The sequence below is a fragment of the Streptomyces sp. NBC_01478 genome (genome assembly GCF_036227225.1).
In the GTDB taxonomy this organism is placed as follows: Bacteria; Actinomycetota; Actinomycetes; order Streptomycetales; family Streptomycetaceae; genus Streptomyces.
In genome coordinates this window covers 11277637-11295057 of sequence record NZ_CP109444.1, presented here as the reverse complement: position 1 = coordinate 11295057, position 17421 = coordinate 11277637, and the positions used below count along the sequence as shown (strand labels likewise).

The window sequence follows — 17421 nt, the reverse complement described above, 5'->3', positions numbered from 1 at the left end:
TGCTCCAGCTCGGCCCACGCCAACCCGGCTCAGGCCGCGTAAAGATCAGCTCGGGCTGCGCGTGACAAGTAGGCTCGCGCCAGGGCTGGTTCGACTTACGCCGGGATGATCGGGCTTACGTCGGACCGGCCCAGCTTGCGTCCGCTCGGATCGCGTTGGACCGGTCCGACTTGCTCCAGTTCGGGCCGCGTCAGGCCAGCTCGGGCTGCGTGGGACAGGTCGGCGGGCTCGCGCCGGAATGGTTCGCTTGTGTCGGGCCAGGGCCAGCCCAATTCGGGGCGGGACAGCCCGGCTTGCGCAAGCTCGGGCCGCGTCAGGCGGACTCGCGTACGACCAGTGTCAGCGGGGTCACCTGGGGTGCCTGCGGCTGGGATTGGCCGGTCACGCCGCCGACGATCATGCGGGCGATGCGGCCCACGGCGACATCGAGGTTGTTGTCGATCGTCGTCAGCGGCGGTACCGCGAACGGCGCGAGCTTGTCGTTGTCGACGCCGATCACGGCCAGGTCGCCGGGGGCGGCGAGGCACACTCTGCGCATCCCCGCGAGGAGGGCGAAGGCCGTCTCGTCGTTGTAGGCGCACACCCCCGTGACCGCGGGGACGGCCGAGTGCCACTGCTCGGCCGCCGCGGCGGCAGCCGAGATGTCGAGGGGCACCTCCAGCACGACCGGCGGCTCAAGACCCCGCTCCGCGCAGGCGGCGCGCGCACCGTCGAGCCGTAGCGCCAGGAAGTCGACGAGTCGGGGATCCCCGGGAGCGGCGTACCCGATGCGCGTGTGTCCCGTCGCGGCGAGCCGCTCGACCTGCATCGAGCCGATCAAGGTCTGGGGAACGGTCAGGACACCCGGGGTGACCGCGGGGCCCATCCCGGTGCTGACCACGTGGATACCGGCCGCTCGCATGCTGGCCACATCGTCGGCGGCGACCTCGAAAGTCGTCATCACGGCCGCCGGCATGAGCTCACGCCACAGCGACTTGAGCGGGGAGTGCCGCTCGCGCCGGGTGACGAGGTTCAGGCCGTGCCGCTCCAGTTCGTCGCCGAGCAGTTCGACCAGGGCGGTCAGGGTGCCGCCGACGGGAACGTCCGGGAGGAACAGCAGCACCAGGTCGCTGCGGCCCAGGCGCAGGGCGCGTGCGGCGGCCGACGGTTCGTAGCCCAGTTTCGCCACCGCGTCGAGGACTTTGCGCCGGGTCTGCTCGGAGATCTTCTGGTGCGACACGTCGTTCAGCACATAGCTGACCGTCGTCTGCGAGACTCCTGCCTCCTTGGCGACGTCGGTCGCCGTCACGCGGCCGGTCCTGCGCGCCATGGGGGTCTCCTGGGGAAGATCTTGGACAGTCCTGATGGGGGGCGTCCTAGTGAGCGGCGAGAGCTACTGAATCGTAACAGTGACCATGAAGGATGTCCGATACTCCGGACAGCCCGGACCGTGAAAATCCGGTCCCGGGCGCTGTCGGTCTCAGGTGCGATGGGGAGTGACAGCGAGGACGCCGGTGCCGCGCACCCGCGTCTCCGCTGTCAGAGCGAGCGGGTTGACGCCCAGGGCTTCGGCGATTTCGGGGGCGAGGTCGAACGCGGCCCACTTCCACTCGTCCTCGAACTCGGCGTCTCCCGAGCCCTCGGCGGCCAGCGACAGCCGCAACTGCTCCCGTCGGTCTCGTTCCAACGGCAGCGGATCCCCCAGCGCGAAGAATTCGTCCTCGGCCTCGCCGGTCTCGCAGTACCGCCGCAGTACGGCACCTCTCTCGACGACGAGCCAGGCCGAACCGTCGCCCTGCCAGCCGTAGTAGTAGGCCTGAGCCCGGCCGTAGCGCACGCTCAGCTCTGTGCACAGACGCAGTATCTCGGGGGCGCGCTCACCATCGCACGGGTCGCACCACGGGCCGATGACCAGCGTCCAGCCGTCGACCTCGGGGCTGACGTACACCCGGGCGAGTCCGTCGGGGTTCTCCTCGGCGTCCCCATGGCCGTCCTCGTCGACGACCCTCTCGGCCTCCTCGAACGTGACGGGGCTGGTTCGGGTGAGCCCCAGCGTCCTCATCACACCCGCTTGATCGCCGGTCGGCACCGCGATCCAGTAGAGCCAGCAAGTCCCCAGAGGCCTTGGCCGATCGTCAGTCGAGATGTACACGGGCACACGATGCCATGCCGGGCCGACACACCCGAGAGCAGGTCAGAACCCGGGCTCAGTCGCTGTTGTCGATGCTCCAGGCCCAGAGTCTGCCGGTGGCGATCCGCTTGAGGAGGGTGTTGAAGTCGGCTTTGACGGCTTCCGGGGTCTTCTCCGGCGGGAACAGGGGCGTCATCGGCTGCCGCTCCAGCGGCAGGTCCTGGGAGAGACGGGCCTTGTAGGCGTTGTACACCGCCGCGATGTCCTTGCGGATCGTCTCGCCCTCGGTGTTGCCCAGGATCGGCATGCCGCGCATACGGTTGTCGTTCGTCGCGGCGATCGACGCCACGTCCATGAGGAAGCAGTCGATCAGGTCGGTGACGTCCTGCTCCCGCGCGCCGTCCGCCTTGTTGTGCACGTCCCGCAGCAGCAGGTCCGCCATCTCCAGGGTGACGTCACGGTAGACGGTGTACCGCGGACTTCCGGGGATGACGCCGAGCACGTGATCGGCCTGTTTGGCGGAGTCGGAATTCATCGACGCGAATCCGTCGGGAACGTCCTTCCCTTCGAGACCCGGCACCGGGTACGGCACGCCCCGGAAGTTCTCCTCCTCCTCGTTCATTCTGGGGACGGCCTGCGCCATCGGATGCATACCGAACTCATGGCACAGCATGCCCACGATGTAGCCGATGTCGTAGTTCTCGAGGTAGTAGGAGGCCAGCGTGACGAAGACGCCCTCGGCTCCCTTGTCGACCACGTCCGCCGGCGTCTCCGTCGTCCGCTTCTCCAGCGTGATCCGGCACGTCCGGTCGCCGAGAAAGGACTTGATCGCCGTGTTGGAGGCCAGGAGTCCCAGAAGCCGCGTGGCCTTCCCCTGCGATTCCGGATACTTGAGGGACACGTTGGTGAAGGTGATGTTCCCGTGCGACAACTTGCTGCGCTGAACCACCGCCCGCTGCACGGCCGGAGCGGGACCGGCCGGAGCGGGACCAGTCGCCCGCCCGGCCCAGAGATGACCCCCCTCACCCAGCATCCGCACGACTCCGGCATTGCCCGCCCTGGCCTGGAGCGACAGCAACTCCCGTGAAGGGGCAGTGGTATTGACTGCGGGGGCGCTCACCGAGGTACGCCGGGCTCCGGCATCCTGCGGTCGGACTTCGTCTCGGGCGTGCACGTGCTCACTTCCTGGCCTGGAATCGTGATCATCGCTGTCTAACCGCCATCCGGACGCCTCCACCAGGTCCTCCGGGGCAACGATGCCCGCCCTGAGATCCACTCCAACTGCCCATAGGGGCAAGGAGGTTCAAGGGGTCGCCTGAGACCTTCCGTGTCCGTCCCGCCGCGCACACCTGGCACGGGCGTCGCCATGCGCGCCGCGCAACAGCTCCACCACCAACTCCCCAGTCGCCTCACCGGGATTGACGACACAGACCCAGCCGAGCGCCCCGTACACCGGATGCGGCAGCACGCTGTCGGTGACCGTGTAGTCGCGCGTCCGGTTGAGGCCGCGCGGCTCCTCCCCCGTGAGTTCGCGGAACGTCGTACGGCCGACGTGGATGTTCACGCGCCAACGGCCCGGAGGGTCGAGGTCGGAAGCGGCGTCTCCGGGGAGGTCCTTGGTGACGACGGTCCCGTACGGCTGGACGTGCTGCGGCAGCCGACCGTCGGGGGCGTAGTAGAAGAACGCGTCGCCCCAGGCGGGTTCGGGGAGGTCGCCGCCCGGTTCCGGTACGACCACGAGCGCGCCGGTGAAGTCTCGTACGGTCGCGATGATCTGTTCCATGCTCATACTCATGGTTCGAGCATGACCTTCAAGTGCTTATGTGGGGTTGGCCGATGGATGAGCCGGTGAGGTCTCCGCGACGGGGACCGTTCAGGACCGCCGATGTCGCGCGGGAGTCGGGGTACTCGGTGCAGCAGGTGCGCGACCTGGAACGGCTGGGCGTCATCCCTCCGGCGGCCCGGTCGAGCAACGGATACCGCTCCTACGCACCACTGCACGTGCACGCCCTTCGCGCCTATCGAGGACTCGCCGGTGCCGTCGGGCCTGTCGTAGCACGGCAGTTGCTCGCCGAGCTGCGCACGGGGACGATCACGGAAGCGGCCTCGGCGATCAACGAGGTCCATGTCCGGCTGGCGCGGGAACGCGAGGAAGCCCTGCGCGCCCAACAGGCCTTGCGCACGATCCGAGCCGAGGCGGACACACCGGAGTTCGAGCGGGACTCCGAGCAGGACAGCGACGCGATGACGATCACCGAACTCTCCAGAGCACTCGGTGTGCGCCCTTCGACTCTGCGGTTCTGGGAACAGGAAGGGCTCGTCACCCCCGAGCGGGTGACCTCGCTGCGGGCGCGCCGCTACGACCTCTCCGCGATCAGGGCGGCCCGCGTCGTCACGGCCCTCCGCAGCGCCGGTTACGGCGTCCCCGCCGTACGCGAGATCGTGGGGTCCCTCCATCAACTCGACGGCATGGAAGAGGCCGGACGCGTCCTGCGTGAACGTCTCGACCAGATCGCGCTACGGACCGTGGGGCTGCTGCGAGCGGGAGCGGACCTGGCAGCCGTCGTCACGGCCGCCCAGGAGTCGGCGGAGGCACCTCCGCCCGAAGCCGACGTGCGGAAGTAACCCTGCGGAAAAGGCAGTTGCCGATCCGATTCCGGCCATGAACGATCTCGGAACATGACATCGCGTCGCACCCAATCGCCCGCCCAGCCACCTGCCCGACCGCTCGCTCTGATCACCGGAGTCGGACGCACCGTCGGCATCGGTGCGGGTATCGCCCGTCGGCTGGCGGCCTCCGGCTGGGACGTCGCCTTCACCTACTGGACGCCCTACGACGAACGCATGGCCTGGGGCCCCGAGTCCGGCGCGGCCTCGGCCATCACCGACACCCTCACGCAACACGGCGCCAAAACCACGGCAGTTGAGGCGGACCTGGCCGACCCGGACGCTCCGGCCCGTGTCTTCGACGAGGTCGAACGCGAGCTGGGCGGTGTCACGGCCCTGGTGATGTGCCACTGCGAATCGGTCGACTCCGGCATCCTCGACACCACCGTGGAGAGCTTCGACCGGCACTTCGCGGTCAACGCCCGTGCCACCTGGCTGCTGATCCGCGAGTACGGCCGGCGGTTCGCAGCGGCTCCGGGCACCGGCCGGATCATCGCTCTCACCAGCGACCACACCGTGGGCAACCTTCCCTACGGCGCCAGCAAGGGCGCCCTGGACCGCATCACCCTGGCCGCCGCACACGAACTCGCCCACCTCGGCATCACCGCCAACGCCATCAACCCGGGGCCGGTGGACACCGGTTGGATGACCGACGAGGTCCGCGCGCACGTGCTCCGGCAGACGCCGCTGAACCGCCTCGGCACTCCGCAGGACACCGCCCACCTCGTCGACTTCCTCTGCTCACCGGAAGGCCAGTGGATCAACGGCCAACTCCTCATGAGCAACGGCGGATTCGTCTAGGAACCTCCGACCCGCCTCACACGGCACGCGCGCAGTCCTCGGCCAGCCGCAGGCTTTCCGTGACGGCGTAAGGGATGTCGTCGACCGGGAACAGGGCGTGTCGTACGGTCCGTTCGGCGTCGACGATCAGGATCAGGCGTTTGCGGCGCAGGCGGCCGGCGCCGCGGAAGGTCGGCAGCCGTAGAGCCGCGCCCAGTTGGTGGTGGGCGTCGGAGAGCAGGGCGTACGGGATCTCCTCGGCCCGTGCGAACTCCGCCTGTTCGTGCGGGAGTTGGGTGCTGACGCCGCGTATGTCCACGCCCGTCCGGCGGAACTCGGGCCAGGCGTCTCGGAAGAGCCGGGTCTCCAGGGTGCAGCCCTCGGCCCCGGGGATCGGTGGCTCGCCCCATCCGATGCCCGTGCCCGGGTAGGTGAACAGCACGGTCGCGGCGGCGTCCGGCGCGACGACGGGCAGGTCCGTGCCCTGGGTGCCGGGGAGTCGAAGGTCGTCGGGCAGGCGAGTACCGGCCAGGGCGTGCACGCGGGCATGTTCGGCACTGTCCTCGTCCGTGGTCGCGGTGAGGGTTCCGTCGCCGAGCCCCCATCGGTCGCCCCAGTCCTGCATCGCGACGAGCAGCGGCAGCAGCGCGAGACCGGCGTCCGTGAGCACGTACTCGTAGCGCACCGGGCGCCGCTGATAGAGGCTGCGGCGCAGAACGCCCTGGGCGACGAGCCGACCGAGGCGCTCGGTGAGGACGTTGCGGGACAGGCCGATCTCGGCGGCCAACTCGTCGAAGCGGACGTGTCCGCGGGCGATCTCCCGCAGGATCAGAACGTTCCACCAGTCCCCCATGACCACGGCGGCCTGGGCGATGCCGCAGGTCTCGTCGGCGTTGTGCTTCCTCATGCGCCCATAGTAGGTTCTCTTTCAGGACTCACTTTGTTTCTTACTGGAACTTACCGCCCGCCGACGTCCGGGACGCGGGCCCTGCGTGAGGAGTTGCACCGTGACCGCCATCAGCCGGGTCGTCGCACGGGAGATCATCGACAGCCGGGGCAATCCCACCGTCGAGGTGGACGTGGAACTCAAGGACGGCTCGCTCGGCCGGGCCGCCGTACCATCGGGCGCCTCCACCGGTGCCCGGGAGGCGGTCGAACTGCGCGACGGCGACCCGACACGCTTTCACGGCAAGGGAGTTCGGCGGGCCGTCGACGCCGTCAACGAGAGCATCGCGGACGCCGTGATCGGGCTCGACGCCGAGAACCAGGCGACCGTGGACCGGACCATGATCGAACTGGACGGCACGGACACCAAGTCGCGCCTCGGTGCCAACGCCCTGCTCGGGGTCTCCCTGGCCACCGCCAAGGCCGCCGCGGCTGCCCATCGACTGCCCCTGTACCGCTACATCGGCGGCGTCGACGCCCGCCTGCTGCCGGTGCCGATGATGAACATCGTCAACGGCGGTGCCCACGCCGACAACCCGCTGGACTTCCAGGAGTTCATGATCGCCCCGATCGGCGCGGCCACCTTCGCCGAGGCCGTCCGGATGGGCTCCGAGGTCTTCCACACCCTGCGCCGCGACCTGATCGCCGCCGGCCACAGCGCGAACGTGGGCGACGAGGGCGGCTTCGCCCCCGAGCTGCGCACCGCCGACGAGGCCCTCGAATTCGTCGTCCACGCCATCGAGAAGACCGGCTACAAGCCCGGCACCGACATCACCCTGGTGCTGGACCCGGCCACGTCCGAGTTCTTCCACGACGGCGTCTACGACTACTCCGGCGAGGGCGTCCGCCGCACCCCGGCCCAACACGGCGACTACCTGGCCGAGTTGGTCGACCGCTACCCGATCGCGTCGATCGAGGACCCGATGGCCGAGGACGACCACGACGGCTGGCGCGACCTGACCACCCGGCTCGGCGCGCGCTGCCAGCTCACCGGCGACGACGTCTTCTGCACCAACGAGACCCTGTTGAGCGCCGGCATCCGCGACGGGGTCGCCAACTCGATCCTGGTGAAGGTCAACCAGATCGGCACCCTCACCGAGACCCTGGCGACCGTCTCCACCGCGCACCGCGCCGGGTACACCGTCGTCATGTCCCACCGCTCCGGCGAGACCGAGGACACCACCATCGCCGATCTCGCCGTCGCCACCGGCTGCGGCCAGATCAAGACCGGTTCGCTGTCCCGCTCCGACCGCACCGCCAAGTACAACCAACTCGTCCGCATCGAGGAGGACTTGGGCGACCAGGCGCGGTACGCGGGGCGCGCCGCGCTGGGGCTGCGCCGCTGACGGCGGGGCCGACGTATCGCGCTCCGCAGGCAGCCTTGGAGTACGGGCAGCCCGCGTGAGCCTGCTCGACCGGCTTGCGACTGGTCTCGTCGCGCAGGCTCTCGGGCAACCGCAACGCGCAACACCGCAGTGAGGGCGAAGCCGCGCGAGGCCGTCGCAGCCGGCGGCGCGGCCGTCCCGGCCGTATGCGGCAACCGGGACGGCGACCGTTCCCGGTCAGGAGACCTTGGCCCCCAGCAGGTCCACCGGGGCGATCACCGGCGGCGCGCTGAGCTTCGTCCGGGCGGCCTCCCCCAGGGCGGCGGCGATCCGGCCCGTCAGATGCGCCTGGCGGCCCTCCTCGTCCTCGAAGGTGTCGAACACCCCGAAGACGGTGGCGCTCTCGCGGAACGCGAACCACGTCACCGTGCCCTCTTCCTGTTCGGCCAACTCCTGGGCGCCGCGCAGCATGGCCTCCACCTCGTCGGCGTATTCCGGCTTGGCCTCGACGCGTACCAACAGACCGACCTTCACTGTGACCACTCCTTGTGCATGAACCGTACGAACCGCCGGGCTCCCGGCGCACAACGAACCTATGGTGGCGCCCGGTGATCACATCAGCGGCAGAAACGACACCGTTGATACTGTTTCCGCCATGCGGGTAGCGGTGGTCGTCTACGACGGGGTGTTCGACTCGGGGCTCTCGGTGATCCTCGATGTGCTGAGCAACGCCAACGCGCTGGGCGGTCAGATCCACGAGTCGTCGCCCACCTGGGACGTGACACTGGTCGGCCCGGCTCCGCAGGTGCGGACGGGGGCGGGGTTCCTCGTGGCGCCGGAGCCGCTCGCGGCCGCCGATACCGCGGACCTCCTGGTCGTACCGGCGCTCGCGGCGAGCGATGCCGCGGCACTGCTCGACCATGTCGGTGGCGAGGCGTCCCTGCCCGTCCGCGAGCTGATCGCGCGAACTCGCCTTCGTGGTACGCCTATTGCCTCGGCGTGCGCGGGTACCTTCCTGCTGGCCGAGGCGGGCGTGCTGGACGGGCTGCGCGCCACGACGACCTGGTGGCTGTCGCCGGTGTTCCGGAACCGGTACCCCAAGGTCGAGTTGGACCCCAGCCGGATGGTCATCGGCTGCGAGGGCATCACCACCGCCGGCGCGGCCTTCGGCCACGTCGACCTCGCGCTGTCGATCGTCCGGGCCGGCAGCCCCGCGCTCGCCGACCTGGTCGCCCGCTATCTCGTGGTCGACGAGCGCCCGTCGCAGGCGGCGTACACGATTCCCAGCGCGCTGGCCCACAACGATCCCACCGTCGCGGCCTTCGAGGTCTGGATCCGCGAGCATCTGGCCGATCCCATCAGCATCCCCGAGGCGGCCAGAGCCATCGGTGTCAGCGAACGGACCCTGCAGCGTTCCGTGCAGCGCACCGTCGGGACCTCCCCCATCCGGTTCGTCCAGGACCTGAGGATCGAACGCGCGTCGCATCTCCTGCGCACCACCGGCCTCTCCCTGGAGACGATCTCCAGGAAGGTCGGCTACGAGCACCCCAACACACTGCGGGTGCTCCTACGCGAACGCACCGGGAAGACGACGTCCGCGCTGCGCGGCAGCAAGTGAGGTCGGGCCACCTCAAGGAATGAGCACGATCTTTCCGCGCGTGTGCCGCTTCTCGAGTTCGGCGAACGCGTCGCGGACGCCGTCGAGCCGGTAGGTGGCGGCGATGGGGATCTCGATACGGCCGGAGGCGACGAGCTCGGCCATCTCGGTGAGGACCTCGCGGGTGGAGGCATCGGCGCTGCCCGCGCTCTTGGTACCGAGTTCCTGTGCCTTCTGGAACGAGATGATCGTCTCGATCCGGTCCCTGGAAATGCCCAGATCCACGGCGAGTTGGACGTAGTCGGGGCCGAAGAGGTCGATGAAGGCGTCGATTCCGTCGGGCGCCGCCGCGGTGAGCGCACCGGCGAGGTCGTCGCCGTACGGGACCGGGGTCGCGCCGTGGTCGGTGAGCCAGTCGGCGTTGGCGGGCGAGGCGATACCGAGGACGTGCGCGCCGCGTACGGCGAGGAGTTGGACGACGACGGTGCCCACACCGCCGGCCGCGGCCGAGACGGCGACGGTCTCACCGGGCTTCGGCGCGACCGCTTCGACGGCGGCCCACGCGGTGCAGCCGACGACGTAGAGGGCACCGGCCACCTCCCAACTCAGGGCCTGTGGCTTGAGGATGAGCTGCGACACCGGTACGACCACGTGCGTGGCCTGGCTGGAGCGCCGCCAGGAGAAGCCCAGGACCTCGTCGCCGAGGCCGAAGTCGCTGACGCCCTCGCCGAGTTCGGTGACGACGCCGGCGAGGTCGCTGCCCTGGCCGGACGGGAAGGTCGCGGGGAACATCGCGTGCATCGCGCCCGAACGGATCGCCGCCTCCCCGGGGTTGATGCCGGCCGCCCGTACTTCGACGAGTACTTCTCCTGCGGCGGGCCGGGGAATCGGCACCTCGGTGACACGGAGGACCGCACGGTCGCCGTACTCGTCGAAGCGCACTGCTCGGGCTTGGGTGGGGCTCATCAGGTCTCCTTGGTCAGGGGTGCCGGTCCGGAATCCGGGGTGTGCGGGGTGGTGGCGCGGAGTACGGCGAGCGCGCCGGCGAGGTGGGCGAGTGCCGTGTCCGGGAGTGGCGCAGCCAGCCGGGTCGCCAGCTCGCGGTCGAAGACGGGACCCGCCGCGTTCACCAAGTCCCGCCCGGCCGCCGTCAGTTCGACGATCGAGGAGCGGCGGTCGGCCGGGTGGGGTCGCCGGGTGCAGTGGCCGAGCTTCTCCAGCCGGTCGACGGCCTGGCTGGCGCCGCCGACCGTGATCGAGAGAGCGGCGGCTATGTCGTTCACCCGGCAGGAACCCGCGCGTTCGACGACGAGCATCACGTTCAGACCGCCCAGGGTCACCTCGCACTCCTGTCGGAGCCGGGCGTCGATCCCGTTCCACAGATCGGTCTCGAAGCGCACCAGGTCGTCGAACACCTGCCGCAGGTCCATGGGCGGGCCCTCCTCTCCAGATGCATTAGCTCTAATCATATTAGCGCTAATGCACTGTGGGCGCACCCCTCTCGACCGACCCGGGCGCGGGCGTCGGACCGCCCTCGCTCAGACCGAACCGCGCGTGGAACCTCCTCAGGAAGCCGGGCGCGTACCAGGCCGAGCGGCCGAGCACGCGCATCGCGGCGGGGACGAGGATGCCGCGTACGGCGACCGCGTCGATGAGGATGGCCAGTCCGCTGCCCAGGCCGAAGAGCTGCATGAAGCTGAGCTCGGCGGTCCCGAAGGCGAAGAAGCTCACCGCGAGCAGGCAGGCGGCCGCGGTGACGATGCGGCCCGTGTGGCCGAGGCCGTTGGTCACGGCGGACTCGTTGTCCTCGCCCAGGTCGTGGAGTTCCTTGATCCGGCTGGTGACGAAGACCTCGTAGTCCATCGAGAGACCGAAGGCGATGCAGAACATCAGCACGGTCATCGACACGTCCATGGGCTGCGCGGTGAAGCCGAGCAGGGAGGAGAGGTGGCCGTTCTGGAAGATCCAGGTCATGACGCCGAGGGTCGCGCCCAGGCTGACCATGTTGAGGAACAGCGCGCGCAGCGGCTGTACGACGCTGCCGGTGAACAGGAAGAGCAGGAGGAAGGTGGTGAGGGCGACCAGGGCCACGGCGAGCGGGAGGCGGCTGCCCACGGAGTGCTTGGAGTCGACGAGCACGGCGTCAACTCCCCCTACGAGTGGGTGTGTTCCGGCGGGCGGGACGACCGCGCGCACCTCCCGGACCAGGCTCTGGGCCGCGTCGGACTTCGGCGTCAGGGCGCTCACCACGTTGAGCTGCTGCGCGTCGGGGCGGCCGAGGGCGGGGTTGCCGGGATCGGTCGCGGTCGACCGGCCGTCGGCGTAGGTTCCCGTGCTGGTCTCGACGCGGAGGACGCCCTCGACCCCGGACAGCTCGGTCGCGTACGACTCCAGTGGGGCCTTGTTCAGGGATGCGTCGATGACGATGTGGAGGGCGGAGTCGTCGTTGCCGTTGAACTTCTCGCGCAGCACGGAGGAGACCTGGCGGCTCGTGGCGTCCTCGGGCAGTACGCGTTCGTCCGGTGTGCCGAAGGTGATGCCGAGGAGCGGGCTCGCCGCGACCAGCAGGACCGCGAGGACGGGCAGCGCGGTCAGGGCCGGGCGCCGCATGACGGTGGCGGCCAGTCGTCCCCACAGGGGTGCCCGGGTGGCGGGGCGGCGGCGGTTCGCCCAGGGCAGCCGACCGCCGTTGACCCGGTGGCCGAGGACGACGAACAGGGCCGGCATGACGAACAGGGTGCTGACGGCCGCGATGACGACGACCCCGACACCGGCGTACCCGAACGAGCGCAGGAAGTACTGCGGGAACACCAGGAGTGCCGCGAGCGCGGCGGCCACGGTCGCGGCGGAGAACGCGACGGTTCGGCCCGCGGTGCCGACCGTGCGCCGTACGGCGTCGTCCACGCTCGCCCCGTTCGCGAGTTGCTCCCGGAACCGGCTGACCATCAGCAGGGCGTAGTCAATGCCGAGGCCGAGGCCCAGTGCCGTGGTCAGGTTGATCGCGAAGACGGAGACGTCGGTGACGCTGCCGAGGAGGTACAGCTCCGCGAAGGTGCCCGCGATGGCGATGGTGCCGATGGCCAGCGGCAGCAGGGCCGCGACCATGCTGCCGAAGACGAGCAGGAGCAGGACGAGGGTGAGCGGCACGGCGATGGACTCGGCCAGGACGAGGTCCTTGGCCGACTGGGTGCCCATCTCGCTGGTCACGGCGGCCCCGCCGCCCGCCCGCACCGTGAGTGTCTTCTCGTACGGGCCGGTGTAGGCGTCGATGACGCTCTTCGCGTTCTCGTCCCGCTCGGTGTCGTCGCCCTTCACATGGGCGAGGACCATGGCGTCACGACCGTCCTTGGAGCGAAGGTCCGAACTGCCCGTGTCCCAGTACGAGATCACGTTCTCCAGGTGCTGGTCCTTCTTGAGAAGACCCACCAGATCCCGGCCGCTCTGCCGGGCGGCCTGGTCGTCGACTCGGCCTTCGGAGGCGCTGACCAGCAGGACCAGGTTGGTCTCCCCGCCGAACTTCTCGTCGATGGCCTTCGCGGCCAAGCTGGACGGGGAGGCCGGGTCGTCGTAGCCGCCGCCCAGCAGTTTGCCGAACGCGCCGGCGCCCAGGACGCCCATGAGGGCCACCGCCACGACGGCGACGACGAGGACCAGCCGGGACCGGCGGATCACCAGTTCGGCTATGCGTTCAAACACGCCCGTTCTCCTTTTCTGTCCATACGGTGAAAGAGGCGCGAAACAGCCGGAGTTGATCACCTGGGCACTCTTCGTCGCCGCGCCCGACGTTAGTGAGGAGCAAGAAGATTTGGCAGTGTTAGATTTTCCTCACACCTTGCGATTACCGGGCGCCTCGCAGGAGTCGGCGTCGTACGGTCGACGCATGTCCGTCGACGAAGCCACGACCGCCCCGCCCTCCCTGCGCCAGCGGCGCCGGGCCGCCGCCACGCAGGAGATCGTGGAAGCGGCCCAGCACCACCTCACCGAACACGGGCCCGCGGCCCTGTCGTTGCGCGCGGTCGCCCGCAGCCTCGGCATGACCGTGCAGGCGCTCTACCACTACTTCCCGAGCCGGGACGCCCTGGTCACCGCGCTCGTCACGAAGGCGTACGACGACCTGGCCGACGCCGTGCAGGCCGCCGTCGACACCCCCGACGACCCGGGTCTGCCCCGCCTGGTGGTCGCGGCCGAGGGGTACCGGCGATGGGGCATCGCCAACCCCGAGCGCTTCCAACTCCTCTACGGCACACCGCTGCGGGACTACGCGGCACCCACCGACGGCCCGACCACCCAGGCGACGCGCCGGATGAGCGCGATCTTCGAGCGCGAGATGTTCGAGGGGTTCACCACGGAGCAACTCGCCGCGCCCGACACCACCGCGCTCTCACCCGAACTCCGGGCGTTTCTGGAGCAGTTGCCGCACTACGGCCAAGGGCATCTACCCGCCCCCGCGACCGCTCTCCTGATGAGCGCGTGGGGACATCTGCACGGTCTCGTCGCCCTGGAGGTGTTCGGACACACCGATTTCCTCGGCGGGCACCAGGCCGAGCTCTTCCGCATGGCGATGCGGAATCTGCTGGCCGACATCCACCGCCGGATCACATGACACGGGGCCACCTGGGCGCCGTCGCTTGCTGCCTGCGGCGACGTCGGACTAGCTTGCCGGGGTGGATCTCTTCTCCTGCTCCTGGACGGCCCTGCTCACGGCGGTCGCCGATCTCGCGGACGAGGATTTCGAGCGGCCGTCGGGCTGTGCTCACTGGCTGGTGCGGGACCTGGTCTGTCATCTCGTCATCGACGCCCAGGACGTCCTGATCACCCTGGTGACGCCCGCCGACACGGAACCGACCCGCGACGCGGTGACCTACTGGGCCGTCACGCAGACGCGGCCCACCGGTGACGACCCGCTCGACGCGCTGATCGTCCGGCTGGCCGCCGCGTACGAGGACCCCCGGCTGCTCAAGTTCCATCTGGACGACGTCGGTTCGGCCGCCGGCCGCGCCGCCCGACTCGCCGATCCCGAGCTGCGGGTCAGCACCCAGGACGAGGTTCTCACCGCGGGCGACTACCTCTCCGCGTACGTCCTGGAGTGGACGCTGCACCACCTCGACCTGGTCGCCCACCTCCCGGAGGCGGCGGGGCCGCCCGCGGAAGCGCTCGCCGGGTCACGCGCGCTGCTGGAGAGGATCGCCGGGGCCGCCTTCCCCGAGGCGTTCTCCGACCGGGACGCGCTGCTCGTCGGCACCGGACGGCGGGTTCCGACAGATGCGGAGGGCGCCCAATTGGGCGCGCTGGCCGCGAAGTTGCCGCTCGTCCTCGGCTGACCCGTCGGCAACTCGAGCTGGACGTGCCCGAGTTGCCGAGGGCCGGAGAGCGGCCGTAGCACTCAGAGCGCGGCAGCCGCCGCGCGGCCCGCCTGACGGCCGGAGAACAGGCAGCCGCCGAGGAAGGTGCCCTCCATCGAGCGGTAGCCGTGGACTCCCCCGCCGCCGAACCCGGAGACCTCACCGGCCGCGTACAGACCGGGAATTGCCGCCCCAGTCGCGTCCAGGACCCGGCCCGAGAGGTCGGTCTGCAGGCCGCCCAGTGTCTTGCGGGTGAGGATGTTGAGGCGGACGGCGATCAGCGGTCCGGCGCTCGGGTCCAGGATCTTGTGGATCGCGGCGGTACGGCTGAGCGAATCCCCTGGGTAGGAAAGGGCGTTGCGGATGCCCATCACCTGGGCGTCCTTCGAGTACGGGTTGTCGATCTCCCGGTCCCGGGCCTCGATCTGTCGCTGGAGGTCGGCCAGTTTGATCAGGCCGTCGCCGGTCAACTTGTTCATTCCGAGGACCAGTTCGGAGAGCGTGGTGGCGGTGATGAAGTCGACGCCGTTCTTCCTGAACTTCTCGATCGGCTCCGGCGTCTGCCAGATGCGCGAGAGAAGCATCAGGATGTCCTTGTTGGTGAGGTCCGGGTTCTGCTCGGAACCGGAGAGCGCGAACTCCTTCGCGATGATCTTGCTCGTGGTGACGAACCACGAGTAGTCGTAGCCGCCGGCGGTGATCGAGCCCAGCGTGTGGAGGGTGTCGTAGCCCGGCATGTCGGGGGCGGAGAACCGCTTGCCGGTGGCGTCGAACCACATCGAGGACGGTCCCGGGAGGATGCGGATGCCGTGGTTGGGCCAGATCGGGTCGTAGTTCCTGAGGCCCTCGGTGTAGTGCCACATCCGGTCGGGGTTGACGATACGGCCGCCCGCCGCCGAGGCGATCCCCAGCATCCGGCCGTCGACGTACGCCGGCACACCGGTGATCATCGTCTTGGGCGGGGTGCCGAGCCGGGCAGGCCAGTTCTGCCGTACGAGGTCGTGGTTGGCGCCTATGCCGCCCGAAGTGACGATCACGACCGGGGCCTTGAGGTCGAAGTCGCCCACCACGGTGCGGGAGGTGGCCTTGCCGCGCTGGGCGGTGCTGGGTTCGAGGATCGAGCCGCGGACTCCGGTCACGACTCCGCCGGTGCGGACGATCTCGTTGACCTGGTGGCGGAACTTGAAGACCACCTTGCCGCTCGCGACGCCGGCGCGCACCTTCTTCTCGAACGGCTCGACCACGGCCGGGCCGGTGCCCCAGGTGACATGGAAGCGGGGCACCGAGTTGCCGTGTCCGTCGGCGAGGCCGCCGCCGCGCTCGGCCCAGCCGACGATCGGGAACCAGCGGATGCCGAGGCCGTAGAGCCAGGACCGCTTCTCGTTGGCCGCGAAGTCCACATACGCCTCGGCCCACTTGCGGGCCCAGTAGTCCTGGCCGGTCGGGTCGTCGACACCGCGGTCGAAGCCGGCCGTGCCCAACCAGTCCTGCCACGCCAGCTCTTGGGAGTCCTTGACGCCCATGAGCCGCTGCTCGTCGGAGTCGACCAGGAACAGTCCGCCGAAGGACCAGAACGCCTGGCCGCCGAGGTTGGACTCGGGTTCCTGGTCCAGGAGCAGCACTTTCTTTCCCGCCGCGACCAGTTCGGAGGTGGCGACGAGACCGGCGAGGCCGTGGCCGACGACGATGGCGTCGGCGTCCGAGGTGCCGGCCGCGAACGCCGGTGCCGCGTGGGCCGCGAGGGCGGCGCCGGCGGCGACACCGCCGGCCACCGTCAGGGCTCTTCGTCGGCTGATCGCTGTGGGGGCCGAGTTCTCCATGGGGTGCCTTCCGGATGAGATACGGGAGGTGCGGGAGGTGTGCCCGACACGTGGGACGTGCCGCGACACCTCAGTTGTTACCGCCGGTAGCACCCAAGGAAACCAAGCTGTGTCAGGAGTGTTGCGGGGGTCGGGTTCAGGACAGGGCGAGCGGGCCGTCGCGGTCGATGAAACGGCCCGAGCCGGCGCCGGGTTCCTCGGTCGCGAGCCGGACGATCGCGTCGGTTCCCTCCGAGACGGTCTGGGGGCCGCTGTGGCCGTTGAGGTCGGTCGCCGTGTAGCCGGGATCGGCGGCGTTGACGCGAACGTCCTTGAGGCCCTTGGCGTATTGGGTGGTCAGCATGGTGAGGGCCGCCTTGGAGGCGGTGTAGAGCGGCGCGACGACGGACGACTCGATCCGCGAAGGGTCGTGGGTGATGGCGAGCGAGCCCATACCGCTGCTGACGTTGATGACGACCGGGTCGGGTGAGCGGCGCAGCAGCGGGAGGAAGGCGGTGGTCGTCCGGACCACTCCGAAGACGTTGACGTCGAAGACGGCGAGCGCGTCGGCGCCGGTCAGCTCCGCGGGATCGCCGTGCGGGCCGTGTACACCGGCGTTGTTGATCAGGACGTCGAGGACACCTTCGTGTGCGGCGACGTCGGCCGCGGCGGCGGTGACGGAGGCGTCGTCGGTGACGTCGATACGGACGAACCGCGCACCGAGTGCGGCGGCCGCCTCCGCACCGCGTTCCTGGTCGCGGGCTCCGACGATCACGGTGTGGCCGAGGGCGAGGAGGCGGCGGGCGGTCTCGTGGCCGAGGCCCTTGTTGGCTCCGGTGATGAACGTGGTGGTCAT

At 69.7% G+C, this 17421-nt stretch carries 17 protein-coding genes; 6 read left to right on the top strand and 11 right to left on the bottom strand.

The features are described 5' to 3' along the window. Nucleotides 1–313: 313 nt before the first annotated feature. The 4 genes from OG223_RS50175 to OG223_RS50160 form a co-directional block, all read right to left on the bottom strand. On the bottom strand, nucleotides 314–1309 hold the full coding sequence (locus OG223_RS50175) for a LacI family DNA-binding transcriptional regulator (protein WP_329264224.1): 996 nt from the start codon (nucleotides 1307–1309) through the stop codon (nucleotides 314–316). 150 nt (nucleotides 1310–1459) lie between these two features. Beyond that, nucleotides 1460–2041, bottom strand: coding sequence for a hypothetical protein (locus OG223_RS50170; protein WP_329264223.1), 582 nt, complete (start codon nucleotides 2039–2041; stop codon nucleotides 1460–1462). A 145-nt stretch (nucleotides 2042–2186) separates the two neighbouring features. Further along, nucleotides 2187–3059 carry a hypothetical protein gene (locus tag OG223_RS50165; protein WP_329264222.1) on the bottom strand — a complete coding sequence of 291 codons (873 nt, stop codon included), beginning with the start codon at nucleotides 3057–3059 and terminating at the stop codon, nucleotides 2187–2189. Nucleotides 3060–3413: 354 nt separating this feature from the next. After that, nucleotides 3414–3893, bottom strand: coding sequence for a DUF6194 family protein (locus OG223_RS50160; RefSeq protein WP_329265882.1), 480 nt, complete (start codon nucleotides 3891–3893; stop codon nucleotides 3414–3416). A gap of 53 nt (nucleotides 3894–3946) precedes the next feature. Here OG223_RS50160 and OG223_RS50155 point away from each other — a divergent pair, with 53 nt between their 5' ends. Together OG223_RS50155 and OG223_RS50150 are read left to right on the top strand one after the other, a co-directional pair. Beyond that, the gene (locus tag OG223_RS50155) at nucleotides 3947–4735 is read left to right on the top strand and encodes a MerR family transcriptional regulator (RefSeq protein WP_329264220.1); all 789 of its coding nucleotides are present in this window, start codon (nucleotides 3947–3949) and stop codon (nucleotides 4733–4735) included. Nucleotides 4736–4789: 54 nt separating this feature from the next. Further along, nucleotides 4790–5578, top strand: a complete 789-nt coding sequence (locus OG223_RS50150) for an SDR family oxidoreductase (protein WP_329264219.1) — start codon at nucleotides 4790–4792, stop codon at nucleotides 5576–5578. Nucleotides 5579–5594: 16 nt separating this feature from the next. Here OG223_RS50150 and OG223_RS50145 read toward each other — a convergent pair whose 3' ends face one another. Beyond that, entirely contained in the window at nucleotides 5595–6464 is an 870-nt protein-coding gene (locus tag OG223_RS50145) for a winged helix-turn-helix transcriptional regulator (RefSeq protein WP_329264217.1), read from the bottom strand. 100 nt (nucleotides 6465–6564) lie between these two features. Between OG223_RS50145 and eno the strand changes: the two genes are divergently transcribed. Then, a complete protein-coding gene (gene eno / locus OG223_RS50140) occupies nucleotides 6565–7848 on the top strand; it encodes a phosphopyruvate hydratase (RefSeq protein WP_329264215.1) in 1284 nt (427 codons plus the stop codon). 216 nt (nucleotides 7849–8064) lie between these two features. Here the strand turns inward: eno and OG223_RS50135 are convergent, their stop codons facing one another. Next, complete coding sequence (locus tag OG223_RS50135; protein ID WP_329264214.1) at nucleotides 8065–8361, bottom strand: putative quinol monooxygenase; 297 nt, start codon at nucleotides 8359–8361, stop codon at nucleotides 8065–8067. Between the two features lie 121 nt (nucleotides 8362–8482). On the opposite strand from OG223_RS50135, the gene OG223_RS50130 reads away from it, so the two are divergent. Then, nucleotides 8483–9445, top strand: a complete 963-nt coding sequence (locus OG223_RS50130) for a GlxA family transcriptional regulator (protein WP_329264212.1) — start codon at nucleotides 8483–8485, stop codon at nucleotides 9443–9445. A gap of 12 nt (nucleotides 9446–9457) precedes the next feature. On the opposite strand, the gene OG223_RS50125 is transcribed toward OG223_RS50130, so the two are convergent. The 3 genes from OG223_RS50125 to OG223_RS50115 are packed head-to-tail and all read right to left on the bottom strand — an operon-like array spanning nucleotide 9458 to nucleotide 13120. Continuing rightward, on the bottom strand, nucleotides 9458–10390 hold the full coding sequence (locus OG223_RS50125) for an NADP-dependent oxidoreductase (RefSeq protein WP_329264210.1): 933 nt from the start codon (nucleotides 10388–10390) through the stop codon (nucleotides 9458–9460). Continuing rightward, nucleotides 10390–10854 (bottom strand): MarR family winged helix-turn-helix transcriptional regulator, encoded by a 465-nt coding sequence (locus OG223_RS50120; RefSeq protein WP_329264208.1) that lies wholly within the window; start codon nucleotides 10852–10854, stop codon nucleotides 10390–10392. Before OG223_RS50120 ends, OG223_RS50125 begins: the two co-directional genes overlap by 1 nt. A 46-nt stretch (nucleotides 10855–10900) precedes the next feature. Beyond that, nucleotides 10901–13120 (bottom strand): MMPL family transporter, encoded by a 2220-nt coding sequence (locus tag OG223_RS50115; RefSeq protein ID WP_329264207.1) that lies wholly within the window; start codon nucleotides 13118–13120, stop codon nucleotides 10901–10903. A 184-nt stretch (nucleotides 13121–13304) separates the two neighbouring features. On the opposite strand from OG223_RS50115, the gene OG223_RS50110 reads away from it, so the two are divergent. Beyond that, nucleotides 13305–14027, top strand: coding sequence for a TetR/AcrR family transcriptional regulator (locus OG223_RS50110; RefSeq protein WP_329264205.1), 723 nt, complete (start codon nucleotides 13305–13307; stop codon nucleotides 14025–14027). 61 nt (nucleotides 14028–14088) lie between these two features. Continuing rightward, nucleotides 14089–14745, top strand: coding sequence for a maleylpyruvate isomerase N-terminal domain-containing protein (locus OG223_RS50105; protein ID WP_329264204.1), 657 nt, complete (start codon nucleotides 14089–14091; stop codon nucleotides 14743–14745). 62 nt (nucleotides 14746–14807) lie between these two features. On the opposite strand, the gene OG223_RS50100 is transcribed toward OG223_RS50105, so the two are convergent. Next, nucleotides 14808–16586 carry an FAD-binding dehydrogenase gene (locus OG223_RS50100; RefSeq protein WP_329264202.1) on the bottom strand — a complete coding sequence of 593 codons (1779 nt, stop codon included), beginning with the start codon at nucleotides 16584–16586 and terminating at the stop codon, nucleotides 14808–14810. Nucleotides 16587–16722: 136 nt separating this feature from the next. Then, nucleotides 16723–17421: an SDR family NAD(P)-dependent oxidoreductase gene (locus OG223_RS50095; RefSeq protein ID WP_329264200.1), complete on the bottom strand. Its 699-nt coding sequence runs from the start codon at nucleotides 17419–17421 to the stop codon at nucleotides 16723–16725.